The organism is Streptomyces sp. NPDC060194 (assembly GCF_042728285.1).
GTDB lineage: Bacteria > Actinomycetota > Actinomycetes > Streptomycetales > Streptomycetaceae > Streptomyces.
In genome coordinates, this window is the sequence record NZ_JBHWZH010000117.1 from 1 (window position 1) to 18,949 (window position 18,949).

Sequence of the window (18,949 nt, forward strand, 5' to 3'; positions counted from 1 at the left end):
CGGTGTGTCCGGGCCCGACGAGCCCGCCCCGGACCGCGTCCCGGGCCGCACGGAAAAGGACCACGCCCGCGTGGGTGCCCCTCGCCCGCGAGGGTGTGGTGTGCGGGGGACGCTCCGCGCCGTGCGCCGATCGACGGGCCTTCCGAGGCGTTCGCCGGCTTCGTGGCCTTCGACACCGGCGCCGGTCGGCGGGTAGCGCGGGGACGCCACCGGGTGCGGGCCGGGGCGCGGCCGGACGTGCGACGCGCCGCCGCCGGCCGGGGGCGGGTGGGGGAGGGGTGCCGTCCTCGACAGCGGACGCGCCGTGTGGTCGGGTGGACGGGGTCCGGACCCCGTGCCCCAGGAGGCCGCCATGACCGACGCCCCGCTGATCCACCGGCTCCTCGACGTCCCCGGCGGCCGGATCCACGTCGCCGAGCAGGGGGAGGGGCCGCTGGTCCTGCTCGTGCACGGCTTCCCCGAGTCGTGGTTCTCCTGGCGCCGGCAGCTCCCCGCGCTCGCCGCGGCCGGCTACCGGGCCGTCGCGATGGACGTGCGCGGCTACGGGCGCTCGTCGAAGCCGCGCGAGGTCGAGGCGTACGGGATGCTCGCGCACGTCGCGGACAACGTCGGCGTGGTGGCCGCGCTCGGGGTGCAGACGGCGACGGTCGTCGGCCACGACTGGGGGTCGCCGATCGCCGCCGCCTCCGCGCTGCTGCGGCCCGACGTGTTCACGGCCGTCGGCCTGCTCAGCGTGCCCTACACCCCGCCGGGCGGGCCGCGTCCGACGGACGCGTTCCGGCGGCTGGGCGGGGACGAGGAGTTCTACGTCACCTACTTCCAGGAGCCCGGCCGGGCCGAGGCCGAGATCGAGCCGGACGTCCGCGGCTGGCTCGCCGGGTTCTACGCGGGCGCGTCCGCCGAGACCATGCCGGGCCCGGGCGAGGCGGCGATGCACCTCGTCCCGCCGGGCGGGCGGATGCGCGACCGGTTCTCCACCGAGCGGCTGCCGTCATGGCTCTCCGAGGAGGAACTCGACCTGTACGCAGGGGAGTTCGAGCGCACGGGGCTGTCCGGCGGGCTCAACCGCTACCGCAACATGGACCGCGACTGGGTGGACCTCGCGGCCTGGCGCGGCGCCCCGCTGCACCAGCCGTCGCTCTTCATCGGCGGCGACCACGACGGCCCGACCCACTGGCAGGCGAAGGCGATCGAGGCGTACCCGCGCACGATGCCCGGTCTGGTCTCGTCGCACATCCTCAAGGACTGCGGGCACTGGATCCAGCAGGAGCGGCCGGAGGAGGTCAACCGGCTGCTCGTCGACTGGCTGGGGCTGCTGCCCGGAGCGTGAGCGCGCGGGGGACGGGGCGGGTGCGGCGCTCGACACCCTGTCCGCCGCACCCGCCCCCGGGCGTACGGGCCGTCCATTGTCCGTCCGCCGCCCGCCCGGCAGGCTGATCCGCGTGACGACGCCCCGAGCACGTACCCTCAGCCGCCGCTCCCTCCTGCGCACCCTCGGCGGCGGGGCCGCCGGGCTCACGCTCGCCGGGTGCGGGGTGCCCGCCGCGTACATCGAACCGGGCGAGCGCGGGGCGCGCGACCGGTCCGCGCGGGAGCGCCGGGTCGACTTCGCGAACTGGCCGCTCTACATCGACACCGACGACGACCGGCCCTCCCGCCGGCCCACCCTCGACGCGTTCACCGCGCGCACCGGCGTGAAGGTGAACTACACCGAGGAGATCAACGACAACGACGAGTTCTTCGGCAAGATCAGCCCGGCCCTGATGAACCGCCAGGAGACCGGGCGCGACCTGATCGTCATGAGCGACTGGATGGCCGCGCGGTTCGTCCGCCTCGGCTGGGTGCAGCAGATGGACCGCGCCCGGCAGCCGCACGTCGAGAAGTACCTCGACCCGCTGCTCCGCACCCCCGCCTTCGACCCCGGCCGCGCGGCGTCCGTGCCCTGGCAGTCCGGGATCACCGGCATCGCGTACAACCGCAAGGCGCTCGGCCGCGAGATACGCGGTGTGAACGACCTGTGGGCCGACGACCTGCGCGGGCGGGTCACCCTGCTCTCCGGCATGGACGAGGCGTTCGCGCTGCTCATGCAGGGCGACGGCGTCGACGTCACCCGCTGGACGCGGGACGACTTCCACCGCATGTGCGACCGGGTGCGCACCCAGGTCTCCCGCCGCCAGATCCGCCGCTTCACCGGCAACGACTACATCAAGGACCTCTCCAGCGGCGACGTCCTCGCCTGCCAGGCCTACAGCGGCGACGTCATCCAGCTGCAGGCCGACAACCCCGACATCGAGTTCCTCGTCCCCGAGGAGGGCGCCGAGCTCTGGGCCGAGTCCCTGATGATCCCCGACCTCGCCCGCCACAAGGCGAACGCCGAGGCCCTGATCGACCACTACTACCGCCCCGAGGTCGCCGCCGAGCTCGCCGCCTGGGTCAACTACGTCTGCCCCGTCCCCGCGGCCCGCGACGTCCTCGCCTCCGCCAAGGACGAGGACTCCAACGCCCTCGCCGAGGACCCCCTGATCTTCCCCGACGACGCCATGCGCTCCCGCCTCGCCATCGCCCGCGACATCACCCAGGAGGAACGCACGGAACTGGCGAAGGAGTGGAACGCGATCGCGGGGTTGTGATCAGCGGCTCGCGAGGACCCTGCCCAGGACGTCCACGCGGTTGGTCGTGATGGAGTCGACGCCGGCGGTGACGAGGCGGCGCAGGGAGCGGGCGGTGTCGGGGGTCCAGGTGGAGAGCAGGTAGCCGGCGTGGTGGACGGCGGTGACGAGCTCCGAAGTGGCCAGCCCGAAGCGGTAGTTGAGGTAGCGGGGGCGGATCGCCGCGAGGAGGGCGGGGCGGGGTGCGGCCGCGGACGTGCAGGTGAGGGCGATCTCGGCGGCGGGGTCGGCGGTGCGGAGGCCGAGCATGGCGGCGGGGCCGGCGCAGTAGTGGACCCGGTCGGCGGCGCCGGCGTCCCGGACCACGCCGACGACTCTGCGGGCGGCGGCCTCGGAGGCGTGGGGCAGGTCGAGCAGGAGCGGGCGGTCGCCGACCGCGGCGAGCGTCTCGGCGAGGGTCGGGACGCCGCCGTCGGTCAGGGCGCGCAGCCGGTCGGCGGTGAGGGCGTCGAGCCGGACGGCGGGGCCCCACAGGCGCTTCAGGGTGGCGTCGTGCAGGAGGACGGGGACGCGGTCGGCGGTCAGCCGGACGTCGACCTCCACGGTGTCCGCCCCGTACGCGTACGCCGAGCGGATCGACGCGAGGGTGTTCTCCCGTACGCGGTAGGGGTCCCCGCGGTGGCCGACGACGGTGACCTGATGTCCCATGCCGCCATTGTCGGCCCCGCGCGACGCACGCGCCTCGCGGGTCCCGACCGTTCGCGTGAGCGTCAGCCCGCGTTCGCCGCCAGGTACGCGTCCGTGTAGGCGTCGATCTCCGCGGCGATCCGCGCCTTGCCGGCCTCGTCCAGGAAGGACGCCTCCACCGCGTTCCTGGCCAGCGCGGCGAGACCGCGCTCGTCGAGGTCGAGGAGGCGGGCGGCGACGACGTACTCGGTGTTGAGGTCGGTTCCGAACATCGGCGGGTCGTCGGAGTTGATCGTCACGAGGACGCCGGCGTCGACGAACGTCCGCAGCGGGTGCTCGTCCAGCGTCGCGACGGCGCGGGTGGCGATGTTCGAGGTCGGGCAGACCTCCAGCGGGATGCGGTGCTCGGCGAGGTACGCGAGCAGCTCGGGGTCCTGCGCGGAGCTGGTGCCGTGGCCGATCCGCTCGGCGCCCAGCTCGCGGATCGCGTCCCAGACGGTCCCGGGTCCCGTCGTCTCGCCGGCGTGCGGGACGGAGTGCAGGCCGGCGGCGACCGCCCGGTCGAAGTACGGCTTGAACTGCGGGCGCGGGACGCCGATCTCCGGGCCGCCGAGGCCGAACGCGACGAGGCCCTCGGGGCGCACGCCCTCCTCGGTCGCGAGGCGTGCGGTCTGCTCGGCCGCCTCCAGGCCCGCCTCGCCGGGGATGTCGAAGATCCAGCGCAGGACGACGCCGAGCTCGCTCTCGGCCTGGTGGCGCGCCTCCTCGATGGCGGCCATGAAGGCCTTCTCCTCGATCCCGCGGCGGGTCGACGACCAGGGGGTGATCGTCAGCTCCGCGTAGCGGATGTTCTGCCGGGCCATGTCCCGGGCGATCTCGAACGTCAGCAGCCGGACGTCCTCCGGGGTGCGGACCAGGTCCACCACCGACAGGTAGACGCGGATGAAGTGCGCGAAGTCCGTGAACGAGAAGTACTCCGCCAGCGCGGCGGGGTCCGTCGGGACCTCGGAGTCCGGGTGGCGGGCGGCCAGTTGCGCCACGATGCGCGGGGACGCCGACCCGACGTGGTGCACGTGCAGCTCCGCCTTCGGCAGGCCCTCGACGAACGGCAGCAGGGGGTGCGGATCGGTCACGAGGGGGCCTCCGGGGTGCGGCGGACGGACGGGTGCTGGGATCATCGTATGCGGGGGCCCGAGCCTGACCCGAAGCGACGAGTGGGGGACCACGTGAGCGACCAGCCGGACTACGACGACCCCTGGGCCCCACCGGAGCGCAAGCACGGGCGGCGCGATGAGGGGGCGGGGAGCTTCGACGTGCCGTCCGGCCCGTCCGGCACGGGCGGCGCGGGCGCGTCCGGCGGCGACGGGCCGATCGCTCCCGGTGCGCGCGGCGGGGGAGGTTCCGGCGGTCTGCCGGGGAGCGAGGCGCCCGGCCTCGGCGGCGCGGAAGCAGGCTCGACGGGTGCGCCCGGAGCCATGCCCGACCACGCGCCCGAGCCCGGCGACGCGGCCGGTCCCGCCGGCCCGGTGGAGGAGCGCGTCTCGCTGAGCAAACCGGCGGACCGCGCGGGAGGTCCCGGCGAGGTCTCGCCCGACTGGCCCGCCCCGCCCCCGCCCGCCACCCCCGCGCCCGCCCCGCACTGGGGCGCGCCCGGCGGGCACACCGGCTGGGGCACGCCCGTTCCCCCCGGCGACGGCGTCCCACCGCCCCCGATGGGCCCTGAAGGGCCCTCGCCCGCGTACGGCTACCCGCACACCATGCCGGGCCACCCCGGCCCGCCCGCCCCCTCCCCGTACGGCTACGGCGGGTACGGCTACGGCTGGCCGGGCGCGCACGGTCCGCAGCCGCAGAACGGCTTCGGCATCGCCGCGCTGGTGCTCGGCATCGTCTCCGTCGTCCTCTTCTGCGTCTGGGGCCTCGGCGTCGTCCTCGGCGCGCTCGCCCTGGTCTTCGGCATCCTCGGCCGCCGCCGGGCCAACCGGGGCCAGGCGGACAACGGCGGCGTCGCCCTCGCCGGCATCATCCTCGGCGCCATCGGCGCGGTCGTCAGCGCGGTCTTCCTCGGCTTCCTCTTCTGGGCGATCAACGAGGACGCCGGCGGCGGCGACGACTACGGCGACGACACGACGTACCGCACGTCGGTCAGCGAGCCCCTGACGCGCTGACGGCCGTCCAGGCACAAAGGGCGCGGCCCCGCGCGGGCGCGGCGCGCGTCTCACGCGCCCTTCCGGTCCCCGCCACCGCCTCCGCCGAGGTCGGCGAGCACCTCCTCCAGCGAGCACCTCGGCCCGTCACCCTCCTCCGCGAGGGTCCGCGCCGCCACCCTCGCCAGGTACGCGTCGAAGGCGTCGTCAGAGACCTCCTCCCGCAGCCACGCCCGCGCCGCCATCAGGGCCTCGCCCAGGAGGTTCAGGCCGCGCCAGGCGGCCGGGTCCTGGGCGCGGGGGTCGGCGGCGGCGAGGCCGATGCCCCAGACGCGGTCGAGAGGGCTCGCCTCGACGAGGACGCGGTCGCCGGTGGCGAGGAGGAAGTCGCGCAGGGCGGGGTGCCGCGCGAACTTGTGGATGCTCCCCGCGGTGACGATCGCGAGCCGCTCGCGGGCCCAGACGGCCTCGTCGAAGCCCCGGACCAGCCGGCCCGCCTTCTTCGCCAGCGCCGGGTTCGGCGCCTCGACGGCCCGGCGCTCCGCCTCCGCGTCACCGAAGAGCCGCGCCTTGCCGGCCATCATCCAGTGCTCCGCCGTCGCGTACTCCACCCCCTCCACGGTGAACGGCGCGGGCCACCACTGGCTCAGGCAGCTCGCCGTGACCCGCCCCCGCGGGTCGGGGGTGTGCCCCCAGAAGAACAGGTACTTGATCCGCCCCATGTCGCCCATGCAGAAGAGAATGGCAGCCACCACTGACATTCCGTCGTGGCAATCCAGCCAGGGCCCGACACATGGTCGACCGATTCGGTTGCGTAACCCAAAGGCAACAACGGAATCCCTTGTTGACCTGGGACGCCTCTGCCAGGATCGGCAATCAATTCGAGCCGGAACTACGGAGAGCACGCACGTGACCGACGACCGTTTCGAGACGCAGAACCGTTTCCGCCCCGAGGACCGCTTCCCGGCCGGGGCGCAGTACATCGCCGGCGAGCTGAGGGCGGGGACGTCCGGGCGGACCCACCACGTCGTCGACCCGGCGACCGGCACGCGCGTGTGGACGTACGAGCTGGCCGGGACCGCCGACGTGGACGCCGCCGTCGCCGCCGCCCGCGCCGCGTTCCCCGGCTGGTCCGGGGCGACCCCGGGAGAGCGCTCCGACGCCCTGCACCGCTTCGCCGCCGTGCTCGCCGACCGCGCGGAGGAGTTCGCGCAGGCCGAGAGCCTCCAGTGCGGCAAGCCGCTCAAGTTGAGCCGCGAGTTCGACGTCCCCGGCACCATCGACAACACCGCGTTCTTCGCCGGCGCCGCCCGCCACCTCCAGGGCCAGTCCGCCGGCGAGTACACCGGCGACCACACCTCGTACGTCCGCCGCGAGCCGATCGGCGTCGTCGGGTCGATCGCGCCCTGGAACTACCCGCTGCAGATGGCCGCCTGGAAGGTCCTGCCGGCGATCGCCGCGGGCAACACGATCGTCCTGAAGCCCGCCGAGCTGACCCCGTTCACCTCGCTGCTCTTCGCGATGGCCGCCACCGAGGCCGGCATCCCGGCCGGGGTCGTCAACATCGTCACCGGGGCCGGGCAGGACGCCGGCGAGCACCTGGTGTCGCACCCGGACGTCGCCATGACGTCGTTCACCGGCTCCACCGCCGTCGGCAAGCGCGTCGCCGAGCTGGCGACCGCCACCGTCAAGCGGCTGCACCTCGAACTCGGCGGCAAGGCCCCCTTCGTCGTCTTCGACGACGCCGACCTGGAGGCCGCCGTGCACGGCGCGGTCGCGGGCTCCCTCATCAACACCGGCCAGGACTGCACCGCGGCGACCCGCGCCTACGTCCAGCGGCCGCTGTACGACGCGTTCGTGGAACAGGTCGCCGAGGTCATGGCGTCCGTCCGCGTCGGCGACCCGTTCGCCGCCGACACCGACCTCGGGCCGCTGGTCTCCGCCGCGCAGCGCGACCGCGTCGCCGCGATCGTCGAGCGGGCCCGCGGGTACGCCACCGTCGTCACCGGCGGCGAGCCGGTCAAGGGCGAGGGCGCCTTCTACCCGCCCACCCTGATCGCCGACGCCCCCCAGGACAGCGAGATCGTCCAGGCGGAGGTCTTCGGCCCCGTCCTCGTCGTGCTGCCCTTCGACAGCGACGACGACGGGATCGCGCTCGCCAACGACACCCCCTACGGCCTCGCCGCCTCCGCCTGGACCCGGGACGTCTACCGCGCCGGGCGGGCCACCCGCGAGATCCAGGCGGGCTGCGTGTGGGTCAACGACCACATCCCGATCCTCAGCGAGATGCCGCACGGCGGGTACAAGGCGTCCGGCTTCGGCAAGGACATGTCGTCGTACTCGTTCGAGGAGTACACGCAGGTCAAACACGTGATGTACGACAACACGGCGGTCGCCCGCAAGGACTGGCACCGCACGATCTTCGGGGACCGATAAGTCACGCCCAGTCACTCGGACACAGGGAGCACAGAGCGCATGCAGCACCACCGTTCGTCCACGGCGCCGACCGCCGAACGCGGCCGCGGGGCCCTCACCCGCCGGTCCCTGCTGACCGTCGGTTCGCTGGGCGCGCTCACCGCCGCCTGCGGCATCCCGCCGGCCCAGCGGACCGCCGACGAGAAGTCCGACGACTTCTCGTCCAAGGAGAAGACGCTCAACTTCTCCAACTGGACCGAGTACATGGACACCAGCGAGGACGAGAAGTCCCGCCCGACGCTGGCCGCGTTCACCCAGCGCACCGGCATCAAGGTCAAGTACGTCGAGGACATCAACGACAACGTCGAGTTCTTCGGCAAGATCAAGCCGCAGCTCGCCGCCGGCCAGGACACCGGCCGCGATCTGATCTGCGTGACCGACTGGCTCGCCGCCCGGATGATCCGCCTCGGCTGGGTCCAGAAGCTCGACCCGTCGAACCTGCCGCACGCCTTCGCCAACCTCGCCCCCCAGTTCCGCGACCCCGACTGGGACCCCGGCCGCGCCTACTCCTACCCCTGGACCGGCATATCCACGGTCATCGCCTACAACGCCAAGGCCACCGACGGCCGCGAGGTGACCTCGGTCTCCGACCTGCTCGATGCGCCCTGGCTCAAGGGCCGCGTCGGGCTCCTCTCCGAGATGCGCGACACCGTCGGCATGACCATGCTCGACCAGGGCAAGGACCCCCGCTCCTTCACCGCCGACGACTTCGACGCGGCGATCGCCCGGGTGCAGAAGGCCGAGGACCGCAAGCAGATCCGCCGGTTCACCGGCAACGACTACACCGCCGACCTCGACAAGGGCGACATCGCCGCCTGCCTCGCCTGGGCCGGCGACGTCATCCAGCTCCAGGCCGGCAACCCGGACATCAAGTACGTGATTCCCGAGGCCGGTTACATCACGTCCTCCGACAACCTGCTCGTCCCGGCGAAGGCCCGGCACAAGACCAACGCCGAGCGGCTGATCGACCACTACTACCAGCCCCCGGTCGCCGCCCAGCTCGCCGCGTACATCAACTACGTCTGCCCGGTGGACGGCGTGCGCGACGAGCTCGCGAAGATCGACGAGTCGATGGCGTCGAACACGCTGATCCTGCCGGACAAGGCGATGGCCGCGAAGTCGCACGGCTTCCGCTCGCTGACCGCGAAGGAAGAGACCGCGTTCGAGGGCAGGTTCGCCAAGCTCATCGGCGGCTGAGACGCGCCCCGGGCCACCCCCGGCCCGGCACCCCGCCGGGCCCCCGCCGCACCGCCCGGACCCGCGTCCCCCCAGCCCCGCCGCCGCCCGCACCCCCGCGCGCCGGCCCTTTCGGAAAGGACCGCAACACCCCATGACCACCACCGGCGGCGATGTCCGTCTCACCGGGATCAGCAAGTCGTACGGCTCCTTCACCGCCGTGCACCCGCTCGACCTGACCGTCCCGCAGGGCTCGTTCTTCGCGCTGCTCGGCGCGTCCGGCTGCGGCAAGACCACCACGCTGCGGATGATCGCCGGCCTGGAGGAGCCCAGCACCGGCACCGTGCTCCTCGGCGACCGGGACGTCACCCACCTGCCGCCCCACAAGCGGCCGGTGAACACCGTCTTCCAGTCCTACGCGCTCTTCCCGCACCTGGACATCGCCGAGAACGTCGCCTTCGGGCTGCGCCGGCGCGGCATCAAGTCGGTGAAGAAGCAGGTCGACGAGATGCTCGACCTCGTCCAGCTCGGCGACAAGGCGCACCGCAAACCCGCCCAGCTCTCCGGCGGCCAGCAACAGCGCGTCGCGCTCGCCCGCGCGCTCATCAACCACCCGCAGGTGCTCCTGCTCGACGAGCCGCTCGGCGCGCTCGACCTCAAGCTGCGCCGCCAGATGCAGCTGGAACTCAAGCGGATCCAGACCGAGGTCGGCATCACCTTCGTGCACGTCACCCACGACCAGGAGGAGGCCATGACCATGGCCGACCAGGTCGCGGTCATGAACGGCGGCCGCGTCGAGCAGCTGGGCGCGCCCGCCGAGCTGTACGAGAACCCGGGCACCACGTTCGTCGCCAACTTCCTCGGCACCTCCAACCTCATCCCCGCCGAGGTCGTCGAGGCCGCCGGCGACCTGGTGGTGGCCGCCGGCGACTGCAAGCTGCGGCTGCCCGCCGGGCGATGTTCCGCCGGCAGCGTGAGCGCCGGGGACCGGATCGTCGTCGGCGTGCGCCCGGAGAAGATCAGCCTCACCCACGCGGACGACGCCGACACCGTCCCCGCCGGCCGCAACCGGGTCACCGGGACCGTCGCCGCCTCGTCGTTCATCGGCGTCTCCACCCAGTACCTGGTCGACAGCCCCGGCCGTCCCACGCTGGAGGTCTACGTCCAGAACGTGGAGCGTGACGCCCGGCTCGCGCCCGGCGCGCGGGTCGTCCTGCACTGGAACCCCGAGCACACCTTCGGCCTGGACGCCGACCAGGCGATCGACGCCGGGGTGGGGGAGACCGCATGAGCACGACGCTCACCAAGGACACCGGGACCCCCGAGGCCCCGCCCGCCCCCGTCGTCCACAAGCCCTCCGCCCGCAAGCGGCTCGTCCCGTACTGGCTGCTGCTGCCCGGCATCCTCTGGCTGCTCGTCTTCTTCGCGCTGCCGATGCTCTACCAGGCCTCCACGTCCGTGCAGACCGGCTCCCTCACCGAGGGCTACGAGGTCACCTGGCACGTCGCGACCTACTGGGACGCGCTCGGCGCGTACTGGCCGCAGATGATCCGCTCGCTGGTCTACGCGGGCACCGCCACCCTGCTCTGCCTGCTGCTCGGCTACCCGCTGGCGTACCTGATCGCGTTCAAGGCGGGCCGCTGGCGGAACCTGGTGCTCGTCCTGGTCATCGCCCCGTTCTTCACCAGCTTCCTGATCCGCACCCTGGCCTGGAAGACGATCCTGGCGGACGGCGGCCCGGTGGTCGGCGCGCTCGACGCGCTGCACGTCCTCGACGTCACCTCCTGGCTCGGCTGGACCGACGGCAGCCGGGTGCTCGCCACCCCGCTCGCGGTGGTCTGCGGGCTCACGTACAACTTCCTGCCGTTCATGATCCTGCCGCTCTACACCTCGCTGGAGCGGATCGACGGCCGGCTCCACGAGGCCGCCGGCGACCTCTACGCCGCCCCGGCCACCGTCTTCCGCAAGGTGACGTTCCCGCTGTCGATGCCCGGCGTCGTCTCCGGGACGCTGCTCACCTTCATCCCCGCGAGCGGCGACTACATCAACGCCCAGCTGCTCGGCTCCACCGACACCCGCATGATCGGCAGCGTCATCCAGACGCAGTTCCTGACCGTGCTCGACTACCCGACGGCCGCCGCGCTGTCCTTCATCCTCATGGCGGTGGTGCTGCTCATGGTCACGGTCTACATCCGCCGCGCCGGAACGGAGGACCTCGTCTGATGGCCGCCGTCCGCTGGCTGAGGCGCAACGGGGTGGTCCTCGCGGGCCTCGCCACGCTCGCCTACCTGATCCTCCCCAACGTCGTCGTCACGGTGTTCTCGTTCAACAACCCCACCGGGCGGTTCAACTACACCTGGACGGAGTTCTCGCTCGACGCCTGGAAGGACCCCTGCGGCGTCCAGGACCTGTGCGGCTCGCTGTCCCTGAGCCTCCAGATCGCCCTGTGGTCGACGATCGCCGCGACCGCCCTCGGCACGATGATCGCCTTCGCGATGGCCCGCTACCGCTTCAAGGCGCGCGGCGCGGTCAACTCGCTGATCTTCCTGCCGATGGCGATGCCCGAGATCGTGATGGCGGCCTCGCTGCTCACGCTCTTCCTCAACATGGGCGTGCCGCTCGGCTTCTGGACGATCCTCATCGCGCACATCATGTTCTGCCTGAGCTTCGTCGTCGCGGCGGTCAAGGCGCGCGTGCTGTCCATGGACCCGCGCCTGGAGGAGGCCGCACGCGACCTCTACGCCGGGCCCGTGCAGACGTTCCTCCGGGTGACGCTGCCGATCGCCGCGCCCGGCATCGCGGCCGGCGCGCTGCTGTCGTTCGCCCTGTCGTTCGACGACTTCATCATCACCAACTTCAACTCGGGCTCCACCGTCACCTTCCCCATGTTCGTGTGGGGATCGGCCCAGCGCGGTACGCCTGTGCAGATCAACGTCATCGGCACGGCGATGTTCGTCATCGCGGTGCTGGTGGTCCTCACCGGCCAGTTCGTGGCCGGCCGGCGCAGGAAGAGCGCCGCACCGTAGGAGCAGAGACACCCGCAGGGGTGCGCAAGGGAGCTGAGAGCCATGGCCGTACGTCGTGCCATGAGCAGTGCACACATCACCGCGTCGCTGACCGACGCCCGTCCCTCCCCGTTCTGGCTGGAGGACCCCGGCCGCCCCGCCGCGCTGCCCGCCCTGTCCGGCGACGAGAGCTGCGACCTGCTCGTCGTCGGCGGGGGGTACAGCGGGCTGTGGACCGCGCTGCTCGCCAAGGAGCGCGACCCCGGCCGGGACGTCGTCCTGATCGAGGCCCAGGAGATCGGCTGGGCCGCGTCGGGCCGCAACGGCGGCTTCTGCGCCGCCTCCCTCACCCACGGCATCTCCAACGGCCTCACCCGGTGGCCGGGCGAGCTGGCGAAGCTGGAGGAGCTCGGCGCGCGCAACCTCGACGGCATCGAGGACACCCTGCGCCGCCACGGCATCGACTGCGCGTTCGAGCGCAGCGGTGAGATCGACGTGGCCACCGCGCCGCACCAGCTCGACGGGCTCACCGAGACCTACGAGGAGCTGCGGCGGCTCGGCCTCGACGAGGGCGTGGAGCTCCTGGACCGGGACGCGGTCCGCGCGGAGGTCGACTCGCCGACCTTCGTCGGCGGGCTGTACGACCGCCACGGCGTCGCCATGCTCGACCCGGCGAAGCTCGCCTGGGGCCTCAAGCGCGCCTGCGCGGACCTCGGCGTGCGGATCCACGAGCACACCCCCGGCACGGCGCTCGCCGCGCGCGGCGCTGGGATGGCCGTCCGCACCCCCTACGGGCGCGTCTTCGCCCGCCGGGTCGCGCTGGGCACGAACGTGTTCCCGTCGCTGGTGCGGCGGATCCGCCCGCTGACCGTCCCCGTCTACGACTACGTGCTGGTCACCGAGCCGCTCTCCGCCGAGCAGCTCGCCTCGGTCGGCTGGAAGAACCGGCAGGGGCTCGGCGACAGCGCCAACCAGTTCCACTACTTCCGGATCACCGCCGACAACCGCATCCTGTGGGGCGGCTACGACGCGATCTACCCCTACGGCGGCAAGGTCCGCGCCGAGCTGGACCACCGGCCCGAGACGTACGCCAGGCTCGCCGAGCACTTCTTCGCCTGCTTCCCGCAGCTGGAGGGGCTCCGGTTCACCCACACCTGGGGCGGGGCGATCGACACCTGCACCCGGTTCTCGGCGTTCTTCGGCACCGCGCACGCCGGGAAGGTGGCCTACGCGGCCGGGTACACCGGGCTGGGCGTCGGAGCGACCCGCTTCGGCGCGGACGTGATGCTCGACCTGCTCGCCGGCGAGCGGACCGAGCGCACGGAGCTGGAGATGGTGCGCCGCAGGCCGCTGCCTTTCCCGCCCGACCCGATCGCCTGGGCCGGCATCGAGATCACCAAGCGCTCGATGGCCCGCGAGGACGCGACCGGCCGCCGCGACCTGTGGCTGCGGACCATGGACCGCCTCGGCCTCGGCTTCGACAGCTGAGGCCCCCGGGGCGCGGGCGGCGGTGACCGGGATCACTCCGTTTCGCGCCCCGAACCCGCGTAATGCCCGCCCCCGGGCGCGCTCTCCCCAGTGACACGCGACGCACGCGTGCACGAAGGAGGAGTGATGGCGGGCGACGACAGCAGCTCGGGGACGGGTCCCAGGGGGGTGCGGGCCGCGGTGGAGTGGCTGGCGGCCGCGGCGCCGCGGCCGGACGCGTGCCGGTGGGAGTGGGAGCGGAGCCCGCACGGGATCGTGCTGCTGCCGGCGGGGCGGTTGTGGGACGTGCTGATCCTGCCGGGGGAGCTGGGGCACCCGACGCTCGACATCCTGACGCGGTTCCTCGACCGGCCCGGGCCCGTCCTCGCCGGGTTCGGCGACACCCGGCTCGGCTTCTTCGTGCCACCGGGGACGTCCGAGCGCTGGCTCGGCACCGGCATCCGCGGCGCCGGCCGCGGAACGTGGATCGTCGTCCCCTACCCCGGCCGCACGGCCCTCGGCGGCGTCCGCTGGATCGTCGCCCCCGACGGCTCCGGCACCCTCACCGACCCCGGCGTCCTGGAGCTGGCCGTACACGAGGCTGCGGCGGGCCGGGAGCGCGCGGACCCCGGGGAGTGAGTGCTCCGAGGGCCGCACCGCACCCCGGTGGGGCCCGCACCCTTGACAACCCCATTGGTCTGGACCAAATTGAGCGCACCCTGCGACGCGCCCGGCCCCCGTGCCGGCCGCGCCCGACCTCCTTCTCCCCCAAGCCTGGAGGCAGTTGTGGACCGTCCCGGACCCCTCCGTACCCGCAGACGCCTGCCCGCCCTGCTCGTCCTCGCCCTCGCCGCGACCGGCCTCTCGGCCGCGACGGCCACCGCCGCCGACGGCGAACTCGCCCGCAACGGCGGCTTCGAGTCCGGCCTGGGCAACTGGAGTTGCACGGCTGGCACCACCGTCTCCAGCCCGGTGCACGGCGGTTCGTCCGCGCTGCTCGCCACCCCGGCCGGCAGCGACAACGCCAAGTGCTCGCAGACCGTCACCGTCCAGCCCAACTCGTCCTACACGCTGAGCGGTTGGGTGCGCGGCTCGTACGTCTACCTCGGCGCGAGCGGCACCGGCACCACGGACGTGTCCACCTGGACCCCCTCGGCGGCCAACTGGCAGCAGCTCAGCACCACGTTCAGGACCGGCGCGAGCACCACCTCGGTGACGATCTACACCCACGGCTGGTACGGCACCCCGGCGTACAACGCCGACGACATCAGCCTCTTCGGCCCCGGCGGCGGCACCACCCAGCCCCAGCCGCCCGCCCCGCCGGCCGGTCTGACCGCCGGCGCGGTCACCTCCTCCAGCGCCGCCCTGAGCTGGTCGCCGTCCTCAGGCGCCACCTCGTACGCGGTCTACCGCAACGGGACCAAGGCGGCCACCGTCAGCGGCACCTCGGCCACCCTGACCGGGCTCAGCCCGTCGACGGCGTACTCGCTCCAGGTCACCGCCTCCAACGCAGACGGCGAGTCCGCGAAGTCCGCGCCGCTCACCGTCACCACGGCACCCGGCGGTACGAACCCCGACCCCGACCCGGTCGACCTGCCCGCCCACGCCCTCGTCGGCTACCTGCACTCCAGCTTCGCCAACGGCTCCGGCTACGTCCGGATGGCCGACGTACCCGCCTCCTGGGACGTCATCAACCTCTCCTTCGGCGAGCCCACCACGGTGACCAGCGGCGACATCCGCTTCAAGCTCTGCCCCGTCGCCGAGTGCCCGAACGTCGAGTCCGAGGCGGACTTCAAGGCCGCGATCAAGGCCAAGCAGGCGCAGGGCAAGAAGGTGCTGATCTCGATCGGCGGCCAGAACGGCCAGGTCCGGCTCACCACGACCGCCGCCCGCGACGCGTTCGTCAGCTCCGTCTCGAAGATCATCGACGACTACGGCCTCGACGGCCTGGACATCGACTTCGAGGGCCACTCCCTCGCCCTCGACCCCTCCGACACCGACTTCCGCAACCCGACCAGCCCGGTCATCGTCAACCTGATCTCCGCGCTGAAGACGCTGAAGGCCAGGTACGGCCAGGACTTCGTGCTGACGATGGCCCCGGAGACGTTCTTCGTCCAGCTCGGCTACCAGTACTACGGCGTCGGCCAGTGGGGCGGGCAGGACCCGCGCGCCGGGGCGTACCTGCCGGTGATCCACGCGATGCGGAACGACCTGACGCTGCTGCACGTCCAGGACTACAACTCCGGGCCGATCATGGGGCTCGACAACCAGTACCACACCATGGGCGGCGCGGACTTCCACATCTCCATGACCGACATGCTGCTCACCGGCTTCCCCGTCGCGGGCAACACCTCGCGGGTGTTCCCGCCGCTGCGGCCGGAGCAGGTCGCGATCGGGATGCCGGCGTCGCCGCAGGCGGGGAACGGGCACGTGTCGTCCGCGGAGGTCAACAAGGCGCTGGACTGCCTGACGAAGAAGACCAACTGCGGCTCGTACGCGACGCACGGCACGTGGCCGGCCCTGCGCGGGCTGATGACGTGGTCCATCAACTGGGACCGGTTCAACGGGGGTGAGTTCAGCCGGAACTTCGACGCCTACTTCGGCTGACGTCCGCCGGCTGCCCGTGACCTGAGGACGGTCCCGGCGACCGCCGCCAGCAGCACCCCGCTGAGGCACAGGCTCGCCAGGACGTCCAGCGGCCAGTGGTAGCCGCGCAGGACGAGACCGGTGCCCGTCGCCCCCGTCAGCGCTCCGGCGAGCGCCAGGAGGGCGGCGGGCACCAGCCGTCCGGGGGCGCGGGCGCACGCGACGAGCAGGAGGGCCGCGGAACCGTAGGCGACCGCCGCGGTGGCGGTGTGCCCCGACGGGTAGTAGCCGGTGCCCGGCGGCACGACGGGGGTGCCGGGGCGGGCGAGGAGCAGCTTGAGCGGGACGACCAGCAGCGGCACGGCGAGCAGCGCCAGCCCGGCCGTGTACACCGGCGCCCGCAGGCCGCGCCGCAGCCCGTACGCCATCGCCACGGCGAGGACGGGCCCGGCGACCTCCGGGTTGCCGAGGTCGGCGAAGAACTCCGCGAGCCCGGCGGGCCCGCGCCCCGCGACCGCCTCGCCGGCCCGCACGTCGAGCCGCCACAGCGGACCGTGCGCGGCGACCTGCCAGGTGATCAGGGTGAAGAGGACGGCGCAGACGGCGGCCGTGGCCCGCAGGGGGAAAGGGGCCGGCCGCCCGGGAACAGGGGGGGTGGTTCCCGGGCGGCCGACGGGACCGGGTCGGCGCACACCCCGGGGGGGATGGGGTGGATCGCCGTCCGGTCGAGGAGAGCCGGAGCGCGAGGCTCCGGAAGCATGCGCGAACGCAGGCCCGGGGTGGGGCTGGGGAGGCTCCGAACCGGGCTCACCCACGGTCTCCCGTGGGCGGGGTGCTTCTCTCATCCGTGGAAACCGTACGCCACCGGCGAGGGTGTGCGGAGCCGGATCGGCCTTCCGGACGCCGCCCCGCACGACTTCTTCACACGGCCTTACGGTTCCGTGCGAAGGGTGGTGACGCGTGTGCGCAGGCCGGGTGTTCGACCGGGCCCGCGCCCGCCGCGTCCGCGGGTGGGCAGTGCGCTCGGATCGCGGCGGGCTGCCGCACGCGCGGCCGACCGAGAGCGATGCTCGCGGGCGAGAGCGCCGCTCTCGACCTGGGGGAGTGGTGCTTACGGTCGGTCGTGAGCACTGCTCTCGGCCGCGAGCACCGCTCCTCGCGGAGAGCACCGCTCTCGGTCATGAGCACCGCTCTTCGCGGAGAGCGCCGCTCTCCACCGCGAGCGGTGCTCACGACCCGAACCGGCGCGAGCCGGATCAGAGCGCGGCGAACGCCGACTCGATGATGTCCAGGCCCTCGTTGAGCAGGTCCTCGCCGATGACGAGCGGCGGCAGGAAGCGCAGCACGTTGCCGTAGGTGCCGCAGGTGAGGACCAGCAGGCCCTCCTGGTGGCAGGCCTTGGCGAGCGCGGCGGTGGCCTCCGGGTTCGGGTCCTTGGTGCCCGACTTCACCAGCTCGACCGCGATCATCGCGCCGCGGCCGCGGATGTCGCCGACGATGTCGTGCTTCTCCTGGATCGCGGTCAGCCGGGCCTTCATGACCTCCTCGATGCGCTTGGCGCGCCCGTTGAGGTCCAGCTCCTTCATCGTCTCGATGGCGCCGAGCGCGGCCGCGCAGGCCACCGGGTTGCCGCCGTAGGTGCCGCCGAGGCCGCCCGCGTGCGCGGCGTCCATGATCTCGGCGCGGCCGGTGACGGCGGCGAGCGGCATGCCGCCCGCGATGCCCTTGGCGGTGGTGATCAGGTCCGGGACGATGCCCTCGTCCTCGGAGGCGAACCACTGGCCGGTGCGGCAGAAGCCGGACTGGATCTCGTCGGCGACGAAGACGATGCCGTTGTCCCTCGCGAACTGCGCGATCGCCGGCAGGAAGCCCTTGGCGGGCTCGATGAAGCCGCCCTCGCCGAGCACCGGCTCGATGATGATCGCGGCGACGTTCTCGGCGCCGATCTGCTTGGCGATCTGGTCGATCGCCTGGGCGGAGGCCTCGGGGCCGCAGTTCTCCGGGCCGGTCGGCCAGCGGTAGCCGTACGCCACCGGCACCCGGTAGACCTCGGGCGCGAACGGGCCGAAGCCGTGCTTGTACGGCATGTTCTTCGCCGTCAGCGCCATCGTGAGGTTGGTGCGCCCGTGGTAGCCGTGGTCGAAGACGACGACGGCCTGCCGCTTGGTGTACGCGCGGGCGATCTTGACGGCGTTCTCGACGGCCTCGGCGCCGCTGTTGAACAGCGCGGACTTCTTCGCGTGGTCGCCCGGGGTCAGCTCGGCGAGCGCCTCGGCGACCGCGACGTAGCCCTCGTAGGGGGTGACCATGAAACAGGTGTGGGTGAAGTCCTGGAGCTGCGCGGAGGCGCGGCGGACGACGGCCTCGGCGGAGGCGCCGACGGAGGTGACGGCGATGCCCGAGCCGAAGTCGATCAGGCGGTTCCCGTCGACGTCCTCGATGATCCCGCCGCCGGCGCGCGCGGTGAAGACCGGCAGGACCGAGCCCACGCCGCCGGCCACCGCGGCCAGCCGGCGCTGCTGCAACTCCTGCGACTTCGGGCCGGGGATCGCGGTGACGACGCGGCGCTCCTGCGGGACTGCGGTCATGTGGGGGCTCCTGGAGGTCGTACGGGGGGAAACGGGCACTTCGCCGCTCTTCTACCTTCGCAGGCTAGGCGCGGGCGGCGGGGCCGGGCATGTTCCGTTCGGGAGAAGTGGGTCCGCGCGGTTGTGCGCGGCGGGCAACCGCGCGGGCCGCCCGGCGAAGCGCACGGCCCGGGGCGCCCCGGCCGCGCGGTGACGCAGTCGCTGGCGGTGGC

General features: G+C 73.0%; 15 protein-coding genes and 1 pseudogene. 11 read left to right on the forward strand and 5 right to left on the reverse strand.

Annotation, left to right across the window (positions count from 1 at the left end; translation table 11 throughout):
- Positions 1-352: 352 nt before the first annotated feature.
- Positions 353-1,330, forward strand: coding sequence for an alpha/beta fold hydrolase (locus ACFWEG_RS22295; protein WP_387217894.1), 978 nt, complete (start codon positions 353-355; stop codon positions 1,328-1,330).
- A gap of 106 nt (positions 1,331-1,436) precedes the next feature.
- Positions 1,437-2,630 carry a PotD/PotF family extracellular solute-binding protein gene (locus ACFWEG_RS22300; protein WP_387217929.1) on the forward strand — a complete coding sequence of 398 codons (1,194 nt, stop codon included), beginning with the start codon at positions 1,437-1,439 and terminating at the stop codon, positions 2,628-2,630.
- On the opposite strand, the gene ACFWEG_RS22305 is transcribed toward ACFWEG_RS22300, so the two are convergent.
- A complete protein-coding gene (locus ACFWEG_RS22305) occupies positions 2,631-3,317 on the reverse strand; it encodes a glycerophosphodiester phosphodiesterase (RefSeq protein ID WP_387217897.1) in 687 nt (228 codons plus the stop codon).
- Between the two features lie 62 nt (positions 3,318-3,379).
- Positions 3,380-4,429, reverse strand: coding sequence for an adenosine deaminase (locus tag ACFWEG_RS22310; RefSeq protein ID WP_387217900.1), 1,050 nt, complete (start codon positions 4,427-4,429; stop codon positions 3,380-3,382).
- A 93-nt stretch (positions 4,430-4,522) separates the two neighbouring features.
- On the opposite strand from ACFWEG_RS22310, the gene ACFWEG_RS22315 reads away from it, so the two are divergent.
- Positions 4,523-5,461, forward strand: coding sequence for a DUF4190 domain-containing protein (locus ACFWEG_RS22315; protein WP_387217902.1), 939 nt, complete (start codon positions 4,523-4,525; stop codon positions 5,459-5,461).
- 200 nt (positions 5,462-5,661) lie between these two features.
- Here ACFWEG_RS22315 and ACFWEG_RS22320 read toward each other — a convergent pair.
- Positions 5,662-6,201, reverse strand: a pseudogene (locus ACFWEG_RS22320) (NADAR family protein); the annotation flags it as partial.
- Between the two features lie 148 nt (positions 6,202-6,349).
- Here ACFWEG_RS22320 and ACFWEG_RS22325 point away from each other — a divergent pair.
- The 8 genes from ACFWEG_RS22325 to ACFWEG_RS22360 all read left to right on the forward strand — a co-directional run bounded on the left by ACFWEG_RS22325 (position 6,350) and on the right by ACFWEG_RS22360 (position 16,170).
- Positions 6,350-7,876, forward strand: coding sequence for a gamma-aminobutyraldehyde dehydrogenase (locus ACFWEG_RS22325; RefSeq protein ID WP_387217904.1), 1,527 nt, complete (start codon positions 6,350-6,352; stop codon positions 7,874-7,876).
- A 39-nt stretch (positions 7,877-7,915) separates the two neighbouring features.
- Positions 7,916-9,112, forward strand: coding sequence for a PotD/PotF family extracellular solute-binding protein (locus ACFWEG_RS22330; RefSeq protein WP_387217906.1), 1,197 nt, complete (start codon positions 7,916-7,918; stop codon positions 9,110-9,112).
- 133 nt (positions 9,113-9,245) lie between these two features.
- The gene (locus ACFWEG_RS22335; RefSeq protein ID WP_387217909.1) at positions 9,246-10,382 is read left to right on the forward strand and encodes an ABC transporter ATP-binding protein; all 1,137 of its coding nucleotides are present in this window, start codon (positions 9,246-9,248) and stop codon (positions 10,380-10,382) included.
- Positions 10,379-11,314 carry an ABC transporter permease gene (locus tag ACFWEG_RS22340; protein ID WP_387217911.1) on the forward strand — a complete coding sequence of 312 codons (936 nt, stop codon included), beginning with the start codon at positions 10,379-10,381 and terminating at the stop codon, positions 11,312-11,314. The genes ACFWEG_RS22335 and ACFWEG_RS22340 overlap by 4 nt, the downstream gene beginning before the upstream one ends.
- A complete protein-coding gene (locus tag ACFWEG_RS22345; RefSeq protein ID WP_387217914.1) occupies positions 11,314-12,117 on the forward strand; it encodes an ABC transporter permease in 804 nt (267 codons plus the stop codon). The genes ACFWEG_RS22340 and ACFWEG_RS22345 overlap by 1 nt, the downstream gene beginning before the upstream one ends.
- A gap of 60 nt (positions 12,118-12,177) precedes the next feature.
- A complete protein-coding gene (locus ACFWEG_RS22350) occupies positions 12,178-13,584 on the forward strand; it encodes an NAD(P)/FAD-dependent oxidoreductase (RefSeq protein ID WP_387217917.1) in 1,407 nt (468 codons plus the stop codon).
- A gap of 126 nt (positions 13,585-13,710) precedes the next feature.
- Positions 13,711-14,202, forward strand: coding sequence for a hypothetical protein (locus ACFWEG_RS22355; RefSeq protein WP_387217919.1), 492 nt, complete (start codon positions 13,711-13,713; stop codon positions 14,200-14,202).
- Between the two features lie 147 nt (positions 14,203-14,349).
- A complete protein-coding gene (locus ACFWEG_RS22360; protein WP_387217922.1) occupies positions 14,350-16,170 on the forward strand; it encodes a chitinase in 1,821 nt (606 codons plus the stop codon).
- Here ACFWEG_RS22360 and ACFWEG_RS22365 read toward each other — a convergent pair.
- A complete protein-coding gene (locus ACFWEG_RS22365; protein ID WP_387217924.1) occupies positions 16,158-16,841 on the reverse strand; it encodes a phosphatase PAP2 family protein in 684 nt (227 codons plus the stop codon). The genes ACFWEG_RS22360 and ACFWEG_RS22365 overlap by 13 nt on opposite strands.
- A gap of 564 nt (positions 16,842-17,405) precedes the next feature.
- Positions 17,406-18,737 carry a 4-aminobutyrate--2-oxoglutarate transaminase gene (gabT, locus tag ACFWEG_RS22370; protein WP_387217927.1) on the reverse strand — a complete coding sequence of 444 codons (1,332 nt, stop codon included), beginning with the start codon at positions 18,735-18,737 and terminating at the stop codon, positions 17,406-17,408.
- Positions 18,738-18,949 lie beyond the last annotated feature (212 nt).